Genomic DNA, 22,078 nt, shown 5'->3' with positions numbered 1-22,078 from the left:
CCAGAAGTTAATAAACACTCGAATGATGGGGGATGGTGTCGCGACTACTCGTGACGCAAACTTTTTACTGGATTAGCCAGTGCCGCTTTAATGGCTTGAAAGCTAACTGTTGCCAAGGTAACAGCTATCGCTAGCAGACCGATTCCCGCAAACACCCACCATGCTATCGCTATTCTGTAGCTGTAATCACTCAGCCATTGATCCATGGTATACCAGGCAATAGGAGATGCGATCAAAAATGACAATAGAATCAACAGGAGAAACTCTTTAGATAACAATACAGTAATATCTGGAACCGAGGCACCCAATACTTTTCGTACTCCAATTTCTTTCGTGCGGCTTTCGGCCGTGTAGGTAGCCAGACCAAAAAGACCGAGGCAGGAGATAACTACCGTTAACGCTGAAAATAATAAGACTAATTTATAGGTGCGTTCGGCACTGCCAAACTTTTTGGCATATTGTTGATCTACAAAATAATAGTCAAATGGATAGTCGGGGTTGTAGGTATTTAATACTTCTTCTATGGTTGCTAGGTTTGCGGCAGCGGTATGGATTGGATTTAACCGGAAGTGCATCACATTGGCGTAATAGTTTGCCGGACCACTAATCATTAACGGTGCTATCCTACTTTGAAACGGAGATTCAAATATAAAATCTTGCACGACGCCTACGATATGCATGGCACTATCCTCGCCCTTTTTCCGAACGGTTTTCCCAATGGGATCTTCTAATCGCATGGCTTTTGCCGCGGACTCATTAATGAGCAACGCCGTACTGTCTGTGGGAAATTTCCGGATATCAATATCCCGACCCGCAACAAGCGTAATTCCCATAGTGGAAACAAAGTCTGCATCGGATCCAAATAGAATGAAACTCGCGCGTTCGTCGTCGGTAGTGCTGCCATCCCATAAAAAGCCCATATTGTCGCTCCGACGCTGGGTAATAGGGCTTAAACTTTTGGTCAGGCTCAAAATGGCTTCTTTTTCCTGAAGATCATGACGGATAAGATCGGTCTTCGCATCTAGCTCACCTTCCATAAATACATAAATCAGCTGATCCCGGTCGTACCCTGCTTCGCGATCCAGACCGTATCGAATTTGCTGCGCAATAATAGCCGTAGAAATCATCAATGTAATAGCGAAAGTAAATTGCAAGGTAACCAGCACTTTCCTTGGGTTTAAAGATGACTTTGGCGCACGAAACGTGCCTTTCAGTACCTTCACCGGATTAAATGAAGAGAGATAAAATGCTGGGTAGCTGCCCGCAAGAAGTCCGGTGAATAGGACAAATCCCAATCCACCTAACCAGAAACGTATATTTTGCAACGGAAGAGTTAGCTCTTCTTGTACAAGACCATTGTAATAAGGCAGTACAAACGAAACCAAAATTATTGCAAATAAACCAGAAATTGTGCTTAAGAAAAGACTCTCTCCCAAGAATTGCGCAATTAGACCACTCCGTTTTACACCGGCTACCTTGCGAATGCCTACTTCCTTGGCGCGTCGTTCACTGCGTGCTGTGCTGAGGTTCATAAAATTGATACAAGCAATCAACAGAATAAATGCAGCAATGATGATAAACATGCGTACGGTAACTATGTTGCCTGCTACCAAGCGGCCATTCTCCGATTTGCCGTAAAGATAGTCACGGTAAAATGGCTGGGTAAAGACTTCTTGCGTAGAAGGCATGGCTGCTTCCTTGGTATGGTCTATTTTTATGGTTCTACTCTTTTGATCAAATGCGGCTTGTGACGCTCCGGACTTAAGTAATACATAGGTCTGAATGGAATTGATTCCCCAATGTTCATCATCCCAACCGAGTGTTTTCATATAAGACCAGGGAAGTAGATAGTCAAATTTAATTGAGGTGTTGGCAGGCAAATCTTCGAGAATACCACTTACAGTAAATTGATGTACACTATCAATACGAACTGTTTTTCCTACCACTGAGGCTTCACCAAATAACCGTTCGGCAAATTCTTTAGTTAGCACAATCTGTTCGGGTTTCGCTAATACATTTTCTGCATTTCCTTCCAGCAAGGGGAAGGAGAAAATCTGTAAAAATGCAGGATCTACTAAGGAACCAGAGGATTTTAGTTTCTTCTCACCGACTGTTAGTAAAAAATCGGCATCTGTTCTACGTGTAAACGCTTCTACATCTTGATAATCTGTGGCCAGCGTTGGCCCCAGAATCTTTGGTGTGGAGCTCCAGGCAAACAATTCTCCCTGATAATGATCCCGGTTATATATCAGGTACGTACGATCTGCTTTCTCGTGAAAACGATCCATGCTTAGCTCATTTTGTATCCACAAAATAATCAGTATAGCCGCCGCCATGCCGATGGAAAGACCAACGATATTGATAAAGGTATACCCCTTATTGCTAGTGAGGGTTCGAAGTGTGACTTTTAAATAATTTCTTAACATAAGTTATACAAATTAAGGCCTATTCGTCTCGCAAGCTATCTACGGGATTGGCTATTGCGGCTTGCAGCGACTGTATACTGATGGTAATTAACATCACGACTACTAAACTTATTGCCGAGATGATAAAGGGCCAGGGACTTAAATTAATTTGGTAAGCAAAGTTTTCCAACCAGCGCTTCAATAAGAAGTAACCGATGGGTATGGCCACAAGATTGGCCACGACGAAAACTTTGAGGAACGGCTTGTTGAGTAAAAAAAACAATTGCAAAATACTCGCCCCAAGTACTTTCCGGATACTTACTTCCTTTCTTTTAGAAGTGACATGGTAGGCAGTCAAGTTAAATAATCCCAACGCGGCTATGACAATGGCAATCGTAGCAAATGCACTCGACACATTTTTCAGCTGTTCTTCTTTTGCTTGTAGTTGTGCGTAGTTGTTATCCATAAAGGTGTAGTCGAGTGGTAATCTTTCGGAATTCGGGTTTTTCTTCCATTCCACATCCATAGCCGCAAGCGCTTCTTTTGTTTTACCTTTTTCAGCACGAATTAGTACATCAAGCTTGTACGAGCTAGCACCACATTCATCTTTAAAACTATAAACTGCTGGAGCTACTTTGTTTTCAAAGCCATACGCTTTGTAGTCTTTTACCACACCGATAATGGTAAAATGCGTGTCGCAGCCACTTATTTTTTGTCCGAGCGGCTGGTCGATGTCCATGGCTTTTGCCATGCTTTCATTGATTACCGCGAAATGGTTGATCGTATCCTGTTCAAATTCTACAGGCGTTAATGTATTTCTGCCAGTAACGAGCGGAATGGACAATAAGTCAAAATAATCCAGATCTACACCCACCAAATCCACTTCAGTAGTTCTCTTCGGCCCATGAAATTGCTTTTTGACGGGCGGTTGTCCTTCTGCAGGACTGTTCGAAGTAGTGGCCACATGCGTAATACTGCCACTATTTATCAAACGACTACGAAAGTCATTTTTCCAATCGTTGCCTACTTCGAAAACCAGAGACATACCCTTGAAACTAATCACTTGCTCGGTCTCAAATCCCCGTTCGGATGAACGCATATAGTCGAGTTGGCTATTGATGATGATAATGCCAGAGATAAAGATGCTGGCAATAACAAATTGAAAGGTGAGCAATACGGTGCGAAAGCCAATGCGTGTATGGGCGGTTTGCCTATTACCTCGTAACATGGCAATTGGCTTGAAGCCCGATAAAAATAAAGCGGGATAGATCCCTGCTATCGCTGTAGTCATCACGATTGCTATTCCGAGCTGCCATAGGGTATTGGTATGATAGAGGTACTCAGATAAGTCGTCATTAAACCATTTTTGCAAGGCATTGCTAGAAATAATCAATACAAACCAAGCTATCCCTGCGGCAATGAGGCACTGTATAAATACCTCCACCATAAACTGAACAATCAAAGCACTTCTCCGTACCCCGAATAACTTTTTAATACCAATTTCTTTTGCCCGATTTTCAGACTGCGCAATGACCAGATTGGTAAAGTTGATAGCCGACAAAATCAGAATGATGACCGATAATCCACCTAATACCCAGATGGTAATGTATGGCAGGGTGGAGCCATGTTTTGGTTGCAGATGAAGATTGGTCAATGGGTCCAAATACACCTTGCCATTTGCAAAGGCAGAAGATTTTACTAGATGATGTTGGGCGGTATTTTGTTCATAATAGCGGCTGATTTTTTCTGTTAATGCAGCAATATCAGTCTTATGTTCAACCTGAATATAGGTTTGAAAGGTAAAAGAGTTGCCGTGCTCTACTTCATCGTAAACAGGCTTGACTAGCAACATGTCGTATGCTAACACCGAGGGTTTACGTCTTTCTGTTATTCCATAAAATGTTTCGTAAAAACTTTGCTCTAGTGAAAGTGCTTTAAACTCAATTGGTGCTTCTGCTGTGGGCAGAGAATCTTTGTGAAACAGTAGGGCCGAAATCTCCTCATTAGCGATCGTGCCTTCTATTTTGTCCAATTCCGTAAACAATCTGCCATCCTGTGTTTTCATTTGGAAGATGGTTGCGGCGGCAGAATCCACTAAGAGGGCATTCTTTACGCGTGCGGTTTCTTTTCCGAAAATAGGATAGGAGCCATACATGTATGGCACTGCTCTACCGGCTAGCACGATTTCAGAAAATTCTTCCATAATGGCGGGCGCTAATGAAGGTGGCGTTTGATCCGTGTAATCTCCATTGTACGTTAATCCAACTAGATAGATGTTCTCCCTATTTGGATTCCAGGTATCATAGCTTGTCTCCCGATTGATGTATTGATAGGATAATATAAAACCCGCAAATCCAATGGACAATCCCAGGATATTTATCCCTGAAAAAAGACTATTTTTCTTAAAGTTACGCCAGGCAGTTTTTAGATAGCTCGTTATCATTTTTTAGCATTTAGCATTAATTACTAACTTATTCCCAAATCATCAAATCGCACTTCTCATTTCCCACCTCTTCACTCGTCTCGCAAACTATCCACGGGATTGGCTATTGCGGCTCGGATCGCTTGGTAACTAACAGTTGCTAATGCTACCAGCACAGCTAATATACCTGCGATGGCAAACATCCACCATTGAATCTCGATGCGGTACGCGAAATCTTCTAGCCATTTATTCATCGCCCACCAGGCAATAGGGGAGGCAATCAAAATAGCAATCAGTACTACTTTCATAAAATCCTTAGATAACATCGTTACAATGCCGGCAACGGAAGCGCCAAGTACTTTGCGTATGCCGATTTCTTGAATACGTAAACTGACCATATTTATCATTAAACCAAGAATCCCTAAGGCTGCTAAGAATAATGTTAATGCACTAGAGGCAGTAAATATTTGCTTTAGCTTTTCTTCTTTTTGATATTGAGCCTGTAGGGTTTCTTTTACTAGATTCATCTCTAATAATTTTTCTGGATAGAGGTCTTTCCAGACCTGTGTAATGTATCGCATTACTTGATCTTCTGCACCAGCACGGCTACGTATCAAAACAGCACTATGACGAGGGTTTTTGTAACCCACGATGACTGTTGGTACAATCGCTTTGTGTAGTGATTCGGAACTAAAGTCCTCTGTTATACCTACAGGAAGCAACGTTCTTATGCGCGGGATAACCTCACCTAAGTTAGGGTTGTCTAATAAAGTGGCGGTAGTAGCGGTCATTAGACACGGTCTCATCGCTTCGCTCTCGGCAATGAAATCATCTGCGTCAATCACATCGGTAGGCAACGATTGTTGAAGCCATCGGCCTTCACGCAATTTTAAACCTAATGTTTCGGCTAGGTTTGGTTCGCCTGCAATGTACCATAACTCGAATTTATTTTGTGGGTTTTTCGGATCTTCCACCAACCTTGTCATGTAACCTGGTCCATCAGTAGGCAACCAACTGGATAGGCTAAGGTGCATGATATTAGGATGTTCGTATAACTTATTTTTGAAGGCCTCCAGCTGGTTGTCGAAGGAAATTCCCCCAATGCTGATCAGTCCTTCGGTATCAATTCCGGTTTCCTTATTTTTCATAAAGTACACTTGACTCTGCACCACTAGCATAGCAACAAGTATAATGATGGAGAGACTGAATTGTGTGATAACCAAAGTCGAACGTAAATAGCTTTTGGAAGATTTATTTGTTTTAAGTGATTTTTTAAGTACACCGTTGGCAGCTAACCTAGTTATAAACCAAGCGGGGTATAAACCAGAAAGTAAGCTGATGACGATGACAATTAATACCATGCCCACAAAATGTGTTAGACGGTATGCAGAAGCTATTTTGTTTCCAATAAAGTGTTCTACATAGGGTAATGCGATTAGATAAAACACTATTGATATAGCCAAAGCGGCGGCAAACATAAGGAGGGATTCCAATAAGAATTGTGCTATTAGGCTATGTTTTGAAGCTCCGAGTACTTTTCTTATGCCTGTAATCTTTAATCTACTCGATGCTTGTGCCGTACTCAAATTCACATAGTTGATGCATGCCATTAACAACACTAATACGGCGATACCTGCGTAGATATAGAGATTTTGTTGGCTACCTCTGATGATCTGATAGGCACCAAAATCACTTTTTAGATAGCTGTCGCGGATGGACTGGAGCTCAAATTGGGTAGGTTTTTTGACCTCAACAAATTGAGCATACCATTGATTGATTTTTTCCTGAAAGGCAAGCTGATCGGTGCCCGGTTTTAAAAGTAAGTAATGACGGATGTACATGCCACTATCATCCTTACGAAGTTCCCTCTCTATTCTATTTTCCACGATGATCACATCGGTACGTAGATGTGAATTTGTGGGAAGATCTTGCATAATGCCGGCAATAATATACTCATTCGACCCATCGTCGTATCTGGGTACATCATAAATGGTTTTCCCGATAGCTTCTTGCCCTTTAAAATAGGTATTGGCGAAGGTTTTTGAGATGATAATCTTCGTGGCATCTTTACTGGGTGTGAGATTATCACTTTTTATGAGACGTATATCTAATAACCGTTGCACTGCAGTATCGGTGTATAAAGCGGTCACATTAATGGCAATATCTTCGTTTTTTTGCAGCTTAAAATCAATGGGACTTAGGTACAATGTGCTGTATTCTTCTATTTCTGGAAAGTTGCTTTTCAAGGCTGGCGCTACACCGCCAAATGCAGCACCATTCTTTTTTGAAAGTAAGTCTCTTTCGTCTGGTGGGATGGATATCAGACGATATAGGTCGTCTGCTCGAGCCCAGTGCTTATCATAGGACAGCTCGTCGGTCACAACCGCAGCGAGCAGCATACTTACGACAATACCTATGGAAAGTCCACCGATAGCAATTAGCGTGTTCGTTTTTCCCTGAAGCAATGTTCGTAAAGCAATTTTTAAAGCGTACATCATGGCGTTTGGTTAAATAACTTTTTTATCAGCATAAATTACTCGTCTCGCAAACTATCGACAGGATTCGCTATTGCGGCTCGGATCGCTTGGTAGCTAATAGTTGCCAATGCCACCAGCACAGCTAATAGGCCAGCGATAGCAAACATCCACCATTGGATCTCGATGCGGTACGCAAAATCTTCTAACCATTTGTTCATCGCCCACCAGGCAATAGGGGAGGCTATAAGGATAGCGATTAGTACGACTTTCAGAAAATCCTTAGACAACATCGTCACTATGCCTGACCCGGAAGCTCCTAATACCTTACGTATGCCGATTTCTTTAACCCGATTTTTCACGATAAAAGTGGTGAGTCCTAGTAAGCCTAAGCAAGCGATTAGGATCGCCAGAACAGAAAACGTCAGTGCAACAGCGCCCACTCGTTGTTCAGTACGATATATGCTATCAAAGGCGTCGTCTAAGAAATAGTAGCTAAATGGCATCGTTGCAGAAAGAGACCCCCATTTTGTATTAATCTGCTTTAGTGTTTCGGTCACTTCTGAAGCAGCTATCCGGAAAGCGCTCGCTCCGCGATTGTAGCCTAAGCGCATGCAAAGCGGACCCACTTGCTCACGTAATGAGCTGTAGTGAAAGTCTTCTATCACTCCCAAAATAGTATAGGTAGTTGCTGAGCCATCTGTATCTAACATATACATCTTTTCTCCAAGGGGATCAAGACTACCAAATAGTTTTGCCGCGGTTTCGTTGATAATAATACCGGTAGAGTCAGACCCGAGGGCTGGTGAAAAATTTCGTCCTTGAGTCATTGTCATTCCCAATGTAGGGATGTAGTTGTAGTCAATGTTCCAAATCTGTGCATTGAACACACTTTCATCATTCGAAGTCATATTTCTAGAGAATGGCATGTCACTTCTTGCCGAATTGGCAACGGGTAGGTAACCAGCAAAGCTGGCGGATTCTACGGCACTCATTTCAGATACCGTATGGCGGAATGTTTCTGCATTAGTTCCTAAAGCATTTGTATTATTTACAATCAATACTTGCTCTTTATCAAAACCTATTTTTTTCTGTTGAATAAAGTGCAATTGCTGATAAATTACGATAGTTGCACAGATAAGAACAATAGAGGTGATAAACTGGAAGATAACCAGTGAGTTTCTAAAACTATGCTTGCGCCTTCTCCCACCTACTTTTCCTTTAAGCGCCGCTATAGGATTAAAAGCCGATAGGAAGAGTGCTGGATATAGCCCCGCCAGTATACCAGCGATAACTGTAAACAGCATAAAGGGAACTAGTAGTTGTGGTCGGAAGAGATCAACCGTCTGTAGCATTTTTCCAGAGAGTGTATTAAATGCGGTAAGGGCAATGGGGGCAGCAACAAGGGCTATGACAAAGGAAATACTAATCACGAGAATTGACTCGATTAGAAACTGTATGATTAAGCGTTTCTTTTTGCTACCCAATATTTTTTGAATTGAGACCTCTTTTGATCGTGAGGTTGCCTGTGCAATGGTCAAATTCGTGAAATTTACACAGGCTAAAACCAGTATGAAAATAGCCACTAGGGAAAACATCCACACGTATTTTATATCCCCGTTTTGCCCCAGCTCGGGGTGTCGATTGGATTGCAAGTGAATGTCGGTGAGCGGCATGAATGAATAATCCAGTTTGTTGCCGGTCCGTTCAAATTCCTCCATCGAAGAAATATCCATGAGCTGCTGTGCCTGAGGGACGATATGTTTTTGGATCACTTGCGAGAAATTGTCCTGAAATTTCTGATAGTCAGTGCCATCACGCAATAGCACGTAGGTTTGGAAATTATGGCTCAAAAAATTGCCCCATGGATAGCTTATATCTAACATGGGAAAGATAAAGTCAAAATGGAAGTGCGAGGTTCGTGGCATATCTTCGAACACCGCGGTAATTCGATGCAATGGATGTGCTGGATCGTTCGTTTCTATAGATTTTCCAAGTACTTCTGTAGATCCGAAGTATTTTTTTGCAGATGATGCACTGATGATTACCGTATTCGGCTCTCGAAGCGTGGTGGCCGTATTACCTGATAACAAGGGAATGGAGAAAATATCCAGTAAAGTAGAATCTGCATATATAGTGGCCGTTTCTTCCACGAAATTACTTCCTTGCCTGAAAAGTTTTGACCGACTGGGTGTGTAAAATCGCACGAAATTCTCTACCTGTGGATATTCGCTTTTTAAGGTGGGACCCATTGGGTCACTACAAGTCGCTAAATGTAGATCTGAACCGCCAATTTTTAAGTCACTATTAATCCGATAAATACGATTAGCGTTTTTATGATGTAGATCGTACTGCCATTCGTCCATAACATATAAGCAAATCAGCAAAAAGCTGACTAAGCCTATGGCTAACCCCACGACATTAATTAATGTAAGCATTTTTTGCTTTTTTAGACTTCGCCAAGCCATTTTAAAGTGATTTCCAATCATCTGATTCTCGTTAAGATTCTACAAAAACTAACCGCATATTTTTCGTTTATATCCCTCCATTATTCATCCCGTAGGCTATCCACAGGATTGGCTATCGCGACTCGTATCGCTTGGTAACTAACAGTCGCTAAGGCCACCAGTACTGCCAGCAAGCCTGCCAAAGCAAACATCCACCATTGGATTTCGATGCGGTAGGCAAAATCTTCCAGCCATTTGTTCATCGCCCACCAGGCAATTGGTGAAGCAATTAGTATGGCTATCAACACAATCTTTACAAAATCTTTTGATAGTAAGCTGACAATGCCTGCCACAGAGGCGCCGAGTACCTTACGTATGCCAATCTCTTTGGTGCGTTGAAATGCCGTTAAGGTCGCTAATCCAAAAAGGCCTAAACAACTGATAAAAATGGTTACACCAGTCGCTAAATCAATCAATTTTGCCGTTCGATGCTCACGCTCATATAAATTTTTAATCTTCTCATCGGCAAATTGATATCCGAAAGGCGCATTTGGATAAAGTTGTTTCCATTCTCGCTCCATCACAGCAAAAGTTTTTTGCCATTGAGTTCTGTCTTTCGGAAGTTTAATATGAAAGGTTTGTAACTGACCAGACTGATTCGAGGATACCAATAGTAGGGGTTCAATCTTAGCGCGTAACGATTTTTGGTGGAAGTCCTTGAATACACCTACTATAGGAAATGAGATATTTTCGCCTTGCAGGAGGTGTTGACCAATCGCCTGCTCTGGAGACTTCAAGCCCAAGGCTTTAACACCGGCCTCACTGATTAAGACATCGCGCATTGTGTCTGTTTGCTGCAAATTGCGGCCAGCTAACAATTCAATCTCGTATAGGTCTAAAAAATCATGATCAATATATTTTCGAGGAGAGGCCAATTGGATCCGACCAGTGTCAGCTGCGAAATCATACATATTCCCCCAATGATTTTGGTTTTGGGGCTCGTGCCCCTGAGCGATTTGAACTACCTCTGGATGTTTTTGTAAGGCCTGCTTATATAACAATGGATCCACATCGGCGTTCTGGTACGATTTGTACGGCATGCGTACGGTGACTACTGCGTCGTGCGAAAAGCCCAGATCTTTCGTAAGCGTATAGTTCAGTTGATACGCCATAATTAGCGCACCAACGATAAAGAATTGAGCAATAATGAATTGAAAGACAATAAGCCCTTTGCGTAACGTTAAGCGAGTGCCTTGAATACGTGTTTCCAACTTACCTTTTAAGGTTTCTATGGCACGTAACTTATTGATTAAGTACGATGGATAAAGCCCTGCAAAAGCGGTTATAAGTAGGATAAGACCAAGAAGAAATAGGGCAATAGTCCAGAGATTGCTGTAGGTTTCTATCGCTGCAGGTAAAAACTCTGGATACAAATGACGAAAGGCAACCACCATCGGCCAGGATAGTAGGAGCGACAATAAAGAGATACAAAAGGTTTCTATCAGAAAGTTGAAGGTTAATACCGTAGGTCTTGCGCCGAGCGTTTTGCGGATGCCGATCTCCTTTGCGCGTTGTGGTACCTGTGCAGTACTCAAGTTGATGTAGTTGATACAAGCCAACGTCAATAAAAAACCTCCTATGGCAATCAGACCATAGATTACTTTTTTTTCCACCACCAATCCGTGAGTGTCGTATTGCGGTTCAAAATGTTTCTCTTGCAAAGGGAAAGAAATAAAATTCGCTTTTAATCCCATTTTTGCATGCATTTCTCCAGCAAGTTCTTGATAGCGTGTTTGTCCCACTTTTAATAGAAAATCCAAAGAAGCCTTATTACTTGTTTTGACAAATACAGTATGATTTGAGTTCATGTTTGTCCAACCTTGGTCGATCCATTCCTGATCTGCCATAGGCATAAATATTTTCGCGGGAAAACTGCTTGGGAATGGGAGGTCTTTGACAACTCCAGAGATAACATACTGCACGGTATCGGCCAGAATTACCCTGCCAGACAAGGCTGAAGGGTCATCCTTTGGGAAAAACTCTTTTGCTTTGCTCTCTGTCAACACCATACTGTGCGGATTCGAAAATGCGTTATGAGTGTTTCCAGATAACCATTGATAAGGTAGTAGATCAAAATAGCTGCTTCGTGTACTTACTACGTCTTCAGCTTCTTCCAAAATGACCGTTTCGTCGCGGTCGCTTTGCAGGGTTGATAGCCGTTCAAAATAATTACTGTAGATGGGTACAACGAGCGCATCATTTAGTGCTTGGTCTTCCATTAGTGGAGCTAGACCAAGTGGTACCCCAGCAAGTCCCGTTTCTTCCCCATGTTCTTTGCCGTGCATGACAATTTGGTATACATTTTTATATTCGGGGATGTTCTTATCGAAGGAAAGCTCATGTTGTACAATGCTAAATACCAACCAACAGGCGCTGATGCCAATGGATAGGCCAATTACATTAAGGGAGGTAAAGAGTCGGTTTCGCCAAAGATACCGAAGCGTCATTTTAATGTTATGTCTCATCATAGGTAGGATTTCTTGTAAAGGTTAATAGGTGTTATTATTATTATTATTATTATTCATCTCGCAAACTATTTACGGGGTTGGCCAGTGCTGCTCTTATCGCCTGATAACTAACTGTTGCCAATGCCACTGAAACGGAGATAAAGCCCGCTAAGGCAAACATCCACCATTGCATCTCAATGCGGTAGGCAAAGTCTTGCAGCCATTTGTTCATCGCCCACCAAGCAATCGGAGATGCGATAAGGATAGCAAGGAAAACCACTTTTAAGAAATCTTTGGATAGCAAGGTGGCGATACTTGATACGGAAGCCCCCAATACTTTGCGTACGCCGATTTCTTTTACCTTGGTTTCGGCCACGTAAGCGATCATGCCGAATAAGCCCAAGCAGGAAAGGAAAATCGCTAACAGGGAAAATGTTAAAGACAGGGAAGCGGTTTGTTTCTGATCTTTAAACTTTTCGGCATAACGTTCATCGACAAAACGATAATTAAAGGGATAGGCCGGATTATACTTTTTAAGTGTATGCTCTAATTGAACCAGCCGGTCTGTCGTACTATGCCGTCCGTCTGTCCGTACAATCATATTAAACATCCAGTCATTGGAAGCATAAATCATTAATGGCGCTACATCATCATAGGGAGATCCTGTAATGAAATCGGAAACCACACCGGTAATCACAAAGTTCGAGTCGCCCCAATTGAAGGGTTGGCCAATGGGGTTTTCCAGCCCCATCATTTTTATAGCAGCTTCATTTAATAAAATCGCATTGCTATCTGCGGCAAGTTGTGGATATTGAATGTCTCTGCCGTCTATTAATTTCAGTCCTAATGTTGGAATCATATCGGCTTGCGAACGAATCACTCGGAAAGTGGTGTTTTTGGATTGTTCAGGCGTGGCTCCAGGCCAGGAAAAATTCCCGGAAGAAGACGATCCATTCTGCGTTATTGTTGTTCCAGTGCGGGTAACGCCCGTTATCATTCCGCTGCTCAATAACTCGTCTTTGATCAATTCGTAGCGCTCGCCAGCATCTCCTTCCAATGCGATTTCTAATAATTGCGAAGTCTCATATCCTGCATTTCGTTCGCTGGCATGCTTAATTTGCATGCGCACCACCAGAGTGGAGATTATCAAGATCATCGCAATGCTAAATTGAAGTACGACTAATACGCTACGCATATTGAAACGCGATAGTGGAATAGCGCGAAGCCCTTGCAGGCTTTTTATTGGCTTGAAGGAGGATAGTACGAATGCGGGATATATTCCGGCAAATAGCCCGGTGGCCAGAACAAATGTAAACAGAGCTAACCAAATTGCATAGCCTGTCCCCGAAATAGTCAATTGCGTATTTAATAGATGATTAAAAACTGGCAAAAATAAGATACCAAGCAATACGGCAAATAATCCAGCAGCTAGGCATATAAGCATCGATTCTGTCAGAAATTGTCCAATTAAATTTCCTTTTTTAGCGCCGATTACCTTTCGAACGCCTACCTCTTTAGCACGTTTTTGACCGCGAGCGGTGCTCAGATTCACAAAGTTTATTCCGGCGACCACCAAGATTAAAAGGCCAATGATACCCACCAGACGTACCTCTTCAATTTTTCCTCCTACGGGCACACCGTTTTCAAACTTCCCATGTAAATGTTGTTTGGACAGGGGATAGAGGAAGTGATACAAGTTCTTTAAATCAGGCGCTTCGGTGGATAGCAATGACGCTATTTTTGCATTCAGGGGAGATAGATCGACATGCTTCTTCAGTCGGACATACGTATTGTAGGTGAAGGTATTCCAATTGGAAGGGTCATTTTCCAGCGGAATAAGAAATGAAAAGGTAAAATGGGTGTAAGCCGGTAAATCAGCTAATACAGCAGTCACCACATGCGGATTTTTATTGTCCACTATAATCGTCTTACCAATAGGCTCGTCATCTTTAAAGAGACTCTTTGCTAAACTTTGTGTGATCACTATACTAGATTTTTGCTTCAGTGCATCGCTGCCTTGTCCCTGAAGCAATGGAAAATCAAATACCTCTAAGAACGTCGGATCCACTCCGTTACCGATTACTTTAATACTTTCTCTGTCTTCTGCTTTCAGTAGTGTTTCAGCCGGCCAGTAGACACGAGCGGCCGCAGCCACCTCTGGGTATTGTGCTACTAGTGCATCTGCCGCGGGATAAGAGGTTACATCATGCGCACCACCTTCCGTAAAACTGGTCCATAGTTTGTAAATCTCGGATTGGTCGCGATGAAAGCTATCGTAGCGAAACTGATGTTGCACCCATAAAGCAATTAACAAGGTCGCAGTAAGGCCTATCGCCAACCCTAGAACATTGATCGCTGCAAACCCTTTGTTTTTCCAAAGATTGCGTAAAGCGGATTTTATGTAGTTCTTAATCATGTTTTTAGCACTAAATATTAATCATCAAATTCCCAAATCATTAAATTCTCCCCCTTCTTCACTCATCCCGCAGGCTATTTACCGGATTTGCAAGCGCTGCACGGATCGCCTGCCCGCTTACCGTTAGTAAGGCGATAATTAAGGCGGCTAAGTCCGCCAATGCAAACATCCACCATTGAATCTCAATGCGGTAAGCAAAGTCTTCCAGCCATTTATTCATCGCCCACCAGGCGATCGGAGACGCGATTACGATAGAAATTAGTACTAGCTTGACAAAATCTTTGGAAAGCAAGGCTACAATGCCTGATACGGAAGCACCCAGTACTTTGCGAATGCCAATTTCTTTCGTGCGTTGAAGCGCGGTTAGCGTAGCGAGGCCAAACAGACCAAGGCAACTGATAAATATCGTGATGCCTGTAGCGGCATTGACTAAGGTTTGCGTATTTCTTTCCGACTCATACAATGAGGCGATCACCTCATCATAAAATTTGTATGAGAACGGTACATCGGTATACACGCGATTCCAAGCGGTCTCGATTTGTTCAATTGCCGCAGGCCATTGTTTTGAATCACGCGGCAATTTAATGTTAAAAGCATGCAATGACTCCTTTCTTGAATAAAGCGTTGTGGGGTATATTTCTGTCTGTACGCCGAATTGATGAAAATCTGTCACTACCCCAACGATAGGGTAGGCTTTAGCTTTATTGTGCGTAAATAACAATTGCCCAATGGCTTCTTGTGGTGTATCAAAGCCGTACCCTTCTAGTGCTTTCTCGGTGATGATCAATTCACTGACGGTGTCTGAATAGTGTATATTTCTTCCTGCCAGCAATTCCATGCCGTAAAGATTGAGATAGGCTGTATCAATGTATTTAATCAATAATGACTGTTCTACTTCGGTCGTGTCCTGGCGATGAATATATCCACTCATTAACATTTTATTATGCATGGGCTTGTCGCCTAATGATACACCGCGAAGAGAGGGAACCTGCGTCAATTCGTTTTTAAGTATGGTTTCTTTTCCTTTGTTAACAGCTTGGTTGTATACTTTATAGGGCACATCTACGGTAAGAATGGCATCCTTGTCAAACCCCAAATCACTGTGTATCGAAAAATAAAGTTGCTGGCCAATGATCACAGCACAGATGACAAATACTTGAGCAACCAAAAATTGAAATACGATCAGTCCTTTGCGAAAGGATAGCCCCCCGCGTCCCACCAACTTTTCCGTTTGTCCTTTCAGAATTTTGACTGTCTGTATTTGTGTAGAGAGAAATGCAGGGTAAAGTCCTGATATAATGGAGATCGTTAGGATAAGCACAAGAATAAATACGATCATGCGTGCATAATGGATATGCTCAAACATGCCCTCAGGTAAAAACGGTTCAAAAACCTTGCTCGCGACGAAGGTCAAGACTATAGAAAAAGCAGCCGCCAGGAGGGTAACTATAAAAGTCTCGACGATGAATCGATAGACTAGGTGCTTAGGCGTACTACCCAATGTCTTGTGTACACCGATCTCTTTCGCTCGCTGCGGAAGCAATGCCGTGCTTAGGTTGATGTAGTTGATGCAGGCAAGTAACAGTAAGAATCCGCCTACAGCCATTAGACCGTACAACGTAGTTTTGCTTGCCACCCGTGTTTGTGCGCTAAATTCTGTCCCCGCGAAATGTTTTTCCGCTAAAGGCAAAGCCTCATACCAGCTTTCGTACTGATATTTTTTAAAGATTTCTGCTGAATGATCTCGATGTACTGTGTTTAAATGCGCCATAATTGGTGCAGGACTTGTCCCCCTCATTGTTTTGAAGAAAATCAGGTCAGAAGAACTTTTACTGGTCCACCAATCGTTATTCAGATCAGCATCCGATACACGACGAAATTCCAGATTGTCATGATTGAAGCTATTGGCGTAATCTAAATTAGCGACCACACCAGAAATTTGGAAAGAAACGGTATCATCATAAATAATCGTTCGACCTAAAATTTCTGCCGCCGGCAATTTTCCGAAATACTCTTTAGCCTTGCTCGTGGTAAGGACAATCTTATCTGGCGCATCCAGTGCAGTCTTCTTGTCTCCAGCCAACCAGCGATATTCGATCATGTCGAAATACTCCGGCAAAGTGGTTACGTGAGCCAACTCAACATCAAATTCTTTCGGTTTATTTGTCCTTTCATTCGGTATTTTTACGCTATTGTGATAGCGATAAAACATCGGAACCACCAATTCGACTCCACTTGTTTCATGAAGTAGCAAATTGACCGCAGGTTGAGATACGCCGCCAAATCCGCTTATCTCCGTCTCACCCTCCTCTTGATCCAGACTGATAACCTGATAGATCCGATCTGCTTCCGGTATATTTTTATCAAAACTATGCTCATAATCCGCTATCTGATAGATAATCCAGCAGGCGCTGATTCCTATCGCTAAACCCAATACATTCAACAACGTGAACAGTTTGCTTCTCCAGAGATATCGGAGCGTAGTTTTTAAGTGGTGTGTATTCATAATTTTTTTTCTAAAATAATAGGTTACTCATCCCGCAGGCTATTTACCGGATTGGCAAGCGCTGCACGGATCGCCTGCCCGCTTACCGTTAGTAAGGCGATAATTAAGGCGGCTAAGCCCGCCAATGCAAACATCCACCATTGAATCTCGATGCGGTAAGCAAAGTCTTCCAGCCATTTATTCATCGCCCACCAGGCAAATGGACCCGCAATAAATATGGAGATGGTAACTAGTTGCAAGAAATCGATGGATAGCAAGCTTACGATACTAAATGTGGACGCACCCAATACCTTACGTACACCTATTTCTTTTGTCCGTTGCTGCGCAGTGTAGGCCGCCAATCCCAGCAGTCCGAGACATGCGATAAAAAGTGCAAGCCCAGAGAAAGCGGAGAATAATCGTCTAAAGCGATAATCTGCTTCATATTGGCGATTAAAGCTATCGTCTAAGAAACTATATAGAAAAGGACGGTGTGGAGCTACGCTAGTCCAAATGTCGGCCAGTTTGGCGAGCGTTTCTGACGCGCCTGCATTTCGGATTTTAAGCGTTATGAACTTACTGCTTCGAGGTTCCAACCGTAAAGTAAGTGCTTCTATCTTTTGATGAAGAGATAGGTAGTTAAAGTCTTTTACAACACCTATGACCTGTCCTTCGCGATCCCATTGGGCAAAGCGTTTGCCAATAATCTTTTCTGGATCGGAATAGCCCCAAAGCTTGGCCGCCGCTTCGTTGATGACCAATGAATGTATAGTATCTACCGGGAATTCTCTGGAATAAGGACGACCAGCCGCCATCTGAATTTCATAGTTCGGTATAAAGTCAACATCGACCTCAAATATGGATTGAATAAATACTTTCATCTCCCCGTCGGGCAACTCTATTGCTGTGCCTGCGTCTGGGAAGTAGGAGCCAGGTATGCTGCGCGACGAGGAAACCGACACCACATCCTTCTGCTGAGCAAAAGTTTGCTTTATAGCTTCCAAATTCTGCAAAACTTGATTATCGTAATTGAAATCAACGACCAACATTTGCGTTTTCTCAAACCCAAGATCCTTTTGCTGTAAGTGACCCAACTGTGAAAACACGATATACGTGCCAGCGATCAAGGCGATTGACAAACCGAACTGGAAAACCACCAATCCTTTTCTTAGCCAAACGCTGCCAGAAGTTGCCCCGGAAGAGCCTTTAAAAACCTTGACGGGTTTGAAATTAGCCAATACAAATGCAGGATAGCTAGCTGCGACAAGGGCTGTCGTTGACACGATGACGATAAAGAAGATCAGGGTAGTGAGGTTGAATAAACTGGAAAGATCGAAGTTTTTTCCAACAAACATGCTCATAAAAGGAAATAGACAGAGTACCAGTATTACACCCGATATACTCGCGAAGAGCACCAGCAATAAGGATTCGCTCATAAACTGCAAGACGAGGTCTTTTCTGCTGGCGCCTACTACCTTGCGAACTCCAACTTCCTTTGCACGTTCCATTGATCGGGAGGTCGCAAGATTCATAAAGTTGACGCAGGCAATACATAGGATGAAAGCACCGATAACGACGAAAATATAGATATTTTGCATGCTGCCTACTGGCCCGGGTTGCCGATCTGCTTTTGAGTTTAGATACGCGCCCAGCATAGGTTCAAGATGAATGCTGTATTTACCCTCTTGTGAGGCGTGATGTCGCGCAATGAAATCCGGAAGTTGTTTTTCCAGTTTCTGGATTTCGTAGTCTTCCGGTAGTAACAGGTAGGTGTAAAAATCGACGTACTCCCATGTGTCAAATACTTCTGACCACGACTGCCGAAAAGAACTCATGGAGAGTAAAGCATCGAACGAGAAGTGAGAATTAGACGGAAGATCTTCGATAACGGCAGTAACGGTATATGTGCCCGGCGCAGCACGGCCGCCGGTCACACCACCTTCCAACGTTTGACCGATCGGATTGGTATCTCCGAAGTATTTTTTTGAAAGCTTTTCGGTCAATACAATAGAGTATGGTGCCGTTAGCGACGTATGCGGATCGCCAGCGAGAAATTGCCAACTGAATACGTCGAAAGCTGTGGAGTCCATGCAGAAAATATTTTCCTCTTGAAACGCTTTTTCGCCGTGCTTCAGTAAGATAGAGATCTGTCCTGAAAATTGTACCACCTTTTGCACCTCTGGAAAATCGGCTTTCAGAGCCGCGCCAACAGGAGCATTCCCCCAAATTTGATGTGTTTCTGAACCATCTTTTTCCTTCCAATCGTGAACTACACGATAGATTCGCTCTTTCTTTATATGATAATGGTCGAAAGAAAGCTCATCTTGAATATACAAAGCAATCAATAGGCAGCATGCAAGACCAATAGCTAGACCAAGGATGTTGATCGACGAATAACCCTTGTTTTTAATAAGATTTCGCCAAGCGATTTTCATATAGTTTTTGATCATGACTTTAGGTGTTTAGTTCTGAAATTGGGGTTGATTCTTTTCTATTCATCTCGCAAGCTTTTAACCGGATTGGCCATTGCCGCTTGGATAGCGCGTAATCCAATAGTGAGATAAGCTAATACGATGGCAATTAGTCCTCCGATAACGAATATGCTCAAGTTGACATTGGTACGATAGGAAAAACTGCTCAACCATTCATTCATTAAATACCAGGCGATTGGACTGGCTACAACGATGGAAATACAAACCAAGGCAATAAACTCTTTGCTCAATAAATGTACAAGACCTAATACGCTTGCACCAAGTACTTTTCGAATGCCAATCTCTTTGATACGAATTTGTGCAGAATAGGTGGTCAGAGCAAAAAGGCCTAAAGCAGAAATAAAGATCGCAATGCCCGAAAATATATTGAAAAGTAAACCGGTGCGATTGTCTGATTTATACAACTCATCAAACTTCGCATCTAGAAAAGAATATTTAAACGGAAAATCACTTGGGTATTTTTTGTATTGGGTCTCTACAGCCGCAATAGCCTGTTCGGCCATGCCTGGTTGCGCTTTTACGTAAAGTGCCCCACGATACCAGTGCGTCCACATCAGCATAGGGCCGATTTTCTCCTTCAACGATTTGTAATGGAAATCTTTTACCACACCAATGATTTGACCATCCATTCCATGGAAATTAAGTGTTTGCCCAGTGTAAGGCAACTTTAGACCGATTTGTTTTGCCAACGCTTCATTGATGATAAAGGACGAAGAGTCACTTGGCAGGCCGGTGAAATTATGTCCTTCCAAAAGTTCTAAATTAAGTAGTGGGAGGAAGTTTTTATCTACGTTTGCCTGCGTGACGATAATCGATTCACCAGCACTTTTGCCCGCCCATTCTAAATCGCCCGTGGCCTCGCCATGGTCAGCTAGGTTGTACACACCGGTCAACGCTGTGCTTTGAATAGCGGTAGAAGTGGCTAGTTCGTTGCTTATGGCATCATAGGCTTGCACAGCATCCCAGTCTAAATTAACCGTAAATATCTGTTCTTTGTCGTAACCCAGGTTTTTATCGCGTATGTAGTGCAATTGGTTTTTAATGACCAATGTAGCGATGATTAGCGTGATGGATATCGTGAATTGAAAGATCACCAATCCTTTTCTTAACACAGACGCGGAACTATGCTTGTTGAGTTGACCTTTAAGTGATCGAAGCGCAGAAAATGAAGTAAGTTGTAATGCGGGGTAGACACTCGCCAAAAGTAGCGTACCTCCGATAGCCATACCGATGTACCACCAGACATTGAGATTGCCGAGCGAAAAAGTCAACGATTTTCCGGCAATGCTATTGTAGCCAGGAATTAGCGCCCAAACGAATACTATGGCTAATGAAAGTGCGATGGCAAATATAAGCGTCGTCTCGAGAGCAAAGGTAGTATACAACTGGATTCGGCTGGCTCCGATTACTTTACGAATACCTACATCTTTGGCACGCTCCAATGATCGTGCAGTAGAAAGGTTGACGTAATTGATGGCTCCGATAACGAGCAGTAAGACAATAATGATGGTGAAGACTTGTACTAAACGTAACGCAGATTTGTTTCCGTCAGCAGAAACTAAATGTAGTTCCGAGAGCCTGTCCATGGAAAATAGTGTAGATGATTCGCCGTCCCTTAATTTCTTATATCCTTCAGATATCTTACCGCTAACAATGGAGTGATCGGCACCGGACTGCAATTTCACATATGTATTAAATGCATAATTTCCCAAATCTTCGTCGATGGTTTTCCAATTCATGTTGCCACCATTTTTGGTGAATTGGGCAGCATGATAGGATAGCGGTATCAATGCATCGAAATTAATGCTCGAATTTTGCGGAGCATGATCAACGATTCCAGTGACCGTAAAAGGTTCGCCTTGCCATTCCAGTGTTTCGCCGACGATGTCTTCGTTGCCGAACAGCTCGATAGCCATTTTAGGCGTAAGCAAGATATGACGTTGATCGGCAAGAAATGTAGATGACTGACCTTCTACTAAAGGGAAGTTAAAAATGGAAAAGAAGGATTCGTCCACGAAAGCGACTTTGCTGCCGAAGGACTTTGCTTTCGTTTTCCTATTTTCCAGAACACCACCGGCGTTGTATGTCACTCTGGATGCACTTTCTACCTCAGGAATAGCTCGAGCCAGTAGCGCAATTGGTCCGGGAGCACCTTCCCATACGGTGGGCGAATCACCAAACTGCATGTGAGAGCTTATTTTATAGATGCGCTCGGAATCAGGATGGAATTGATCAAAACTTCGTTCATCCTGAACCCATAGAATAATCATGATGGCAGTTGCCAAGCTTACCGAAAGTCCAAGAATGTTGACGAACGTGTAAAACTTGTTGTTCTTTAGTCTTCGCCAGGCAGTTTTGATGTTTTCCATAATAAGCTTTCCATTTTTAAGGTTCATAAAATTCAGAAGGTCGGTAGCGTTAATACGGCTA

The 22,078-nt window shown here is 42.8% G+C and carries 9 protein-coding genes; all 9 read right to left on the bottom strand.

Going from position 1 to position 22,078, the window contains the following annotated elements; all coding sequences use genetic code 11:
- Positions 1–44: 44 nt before the first annotated feature.
- Positions 45–2,426, bottom strand: coding sequence for an ABC transporter permease (locus tag M8998_RS09145; RefSeq protein ID WP_249992261.1), 2,382 nt, complete (start codon positions 2,424–2,426; stop codon positions 45–47).
- Between the two features lie 19 nt (positions 2,427–2,445).
- Positions 2,446–4,848 (bottom strand): ABC transporter permease, encoded by a 2,403-nt coding sequence (locus M8998_RS09140; protein ID WP_249992260.1) that lies wholly within the window; start codon positions 4,846–4,848, stop codon positions 2,446–2,448.
- Positions 4,849–4,919: 71 nt separating this feature from the next.
- The gene (locus M8998_RS09135) at positions 4,920–7,325 is read right to left on the bottom strand and encodes an ABC transporter permease (protein ID WP_249992259.1); all 2,406 of its coding nucleotides are present in this window, start codon (positions 7,323–7,325) and stop codon (positions 4,920–4,922) included.
- Between the two features lie 35 nt (positions 7,326–7,360).
- Positions 7,361–9,739 (bottom strand): ABC transporter permease, encoded by a 2,379-nt coding sequence (locus M8998_RS09130; protein ID WP_249992258.1) that lies wholly within the window; start codon positions 9,737–9,739, stop codon positions 7,361–7,363.
- Positions 9,740–9,849: 110 nt separating this feature from the next.
- Positions 9,850–12,276, bottom strand: a complete 2,427-nt coding sequence (locus tag M8998_RS09125; protein WP_249992257.1) for an ABC transporter permease — start codon at positions 12,274–12,276, stop codon at positions 9,850–9,852.
- Between the two features lie 49 nt (positions 12,277–12,325).
- Entirely contained in the window at positions 12,326–14,671 is a 2,346-nt protein-coding gene (locus M8998_RS09120; protein WP_249992256.1) for an ABC transporter permease, read from the bottom strand.
- Positions 14,672–14,729: 58 nt separating this feature from the next.
- Positions 14,730–17,177: an ABC transporter permease gene (locus M8998_RS09115; RefSeq protein WP_249992255.1), complete on the bottom strand. Its 2,448-nt coding sequence runs from the start codon at positions 17,175–17,177 to the stop codon at positions 14,730–14,732.
- Positions 17,178–17,200: 23 nt separating this feature from the next.
- Entirely contained in the window at positions 17,201–19,606 is a 2,406-nt protein-coding gene (locus tag M8998_RS09110) for an ABC transporter permease (RefSeq protein WP_249992254.1), read from the bottom strand.
- 41 nt (positions 19,607–19,647) lie between these two features.
- Positions 19,648–22,017, bottom strand: coding sequence for an ABC transporter permease (locus tag M8998_RS09105; RefSeq protein ID WP_249992253.1), 2,370 nt, complete (start codon positions 22,015–22,017; stop codon positions 19,648–19,650).
- Between the last annotated feature and the right edge of the window lie 61 nt (positions 22,018–22,078).

This window comes from Sphingobacterium sp. lm-10, assembly GCF_023554555.1.
Classification (GTDB): domain Bacteria; phylum Bacteroidota; class Bacteroidia; order Sphingobacteriales; family Sphingobacteriaceae; genus Sphingobacterium.
The sequence above is the reverse complement of the archived record's forward strand: the minus strand, read 5'-3'. Positions and strand labels throughout refer to the sequence as shown.

Bases quoted from the DNA above. Each gene is read 5' to 3' on its own strand.
- M8998_RS09145 (WP_249992261.1), bottom strand. From the start codon at position 2,426: ATGTTAAGAAATTATTTAAAAGTCACACTTCGAACCCTCACTAGCAAT.
- M8998_RS09140 (WP_249992260.1), bottom strand. From the start codon at position 4,848: ATGATAACGAGCTATCTAAAAACTGCCTGGCGTAACTTTAAGAAAAAT.
- M8998_RS09135 (WP_249992259.1), bottom strand. From the start codon at position 7,325: ATGATGTACGCTTTAAAAATTGCTTTACGAACATTGCTTCAGGGAAAA.
- M8998_RS09130 (WP_249992258.1), bottom strand. From the start codon at position 9,739: ATGCTTACATTAATTAATGTCGTGGGGTTAGCCATAGGCTTAGTCAGC.
- M8998_RS09125 (WP_249992257.1), bottom strand. From the start codon at position 12,276: ATGATGAGACATAACATTAAAATGACGCTTCGGTATCTTTGGCGAAAC.
- M8998_RS09120 (WP_249992256.1), bottom strand. From the start codon at position 14,671: ATGATTAAGAACTACATAAAATCCGCTTTACGCAATCTTTGGAAAAAC.
- M8998_RS09115 (WP_249992255.1), bottom strand. From the start codon at position 17,177: ATGAATACACACCACTTAAAAACTACGCTCCGATATCTCTGGAGAAGC.
- M8998_RS09110 (WP_249992254.1), bottom strand. From the start codon at position 19,606: ATGATCAAAAACTATATGAAAATCGCTTGGCGAAATCTTATTAAAAAC.
- M8998_RS09105 (WP_249992253.1), bottom strand. From the start codon at position 22,017: ATGGAAAACATCAAAACTGCCTGGCGAAGACTAAAGAACAACAAGTTT.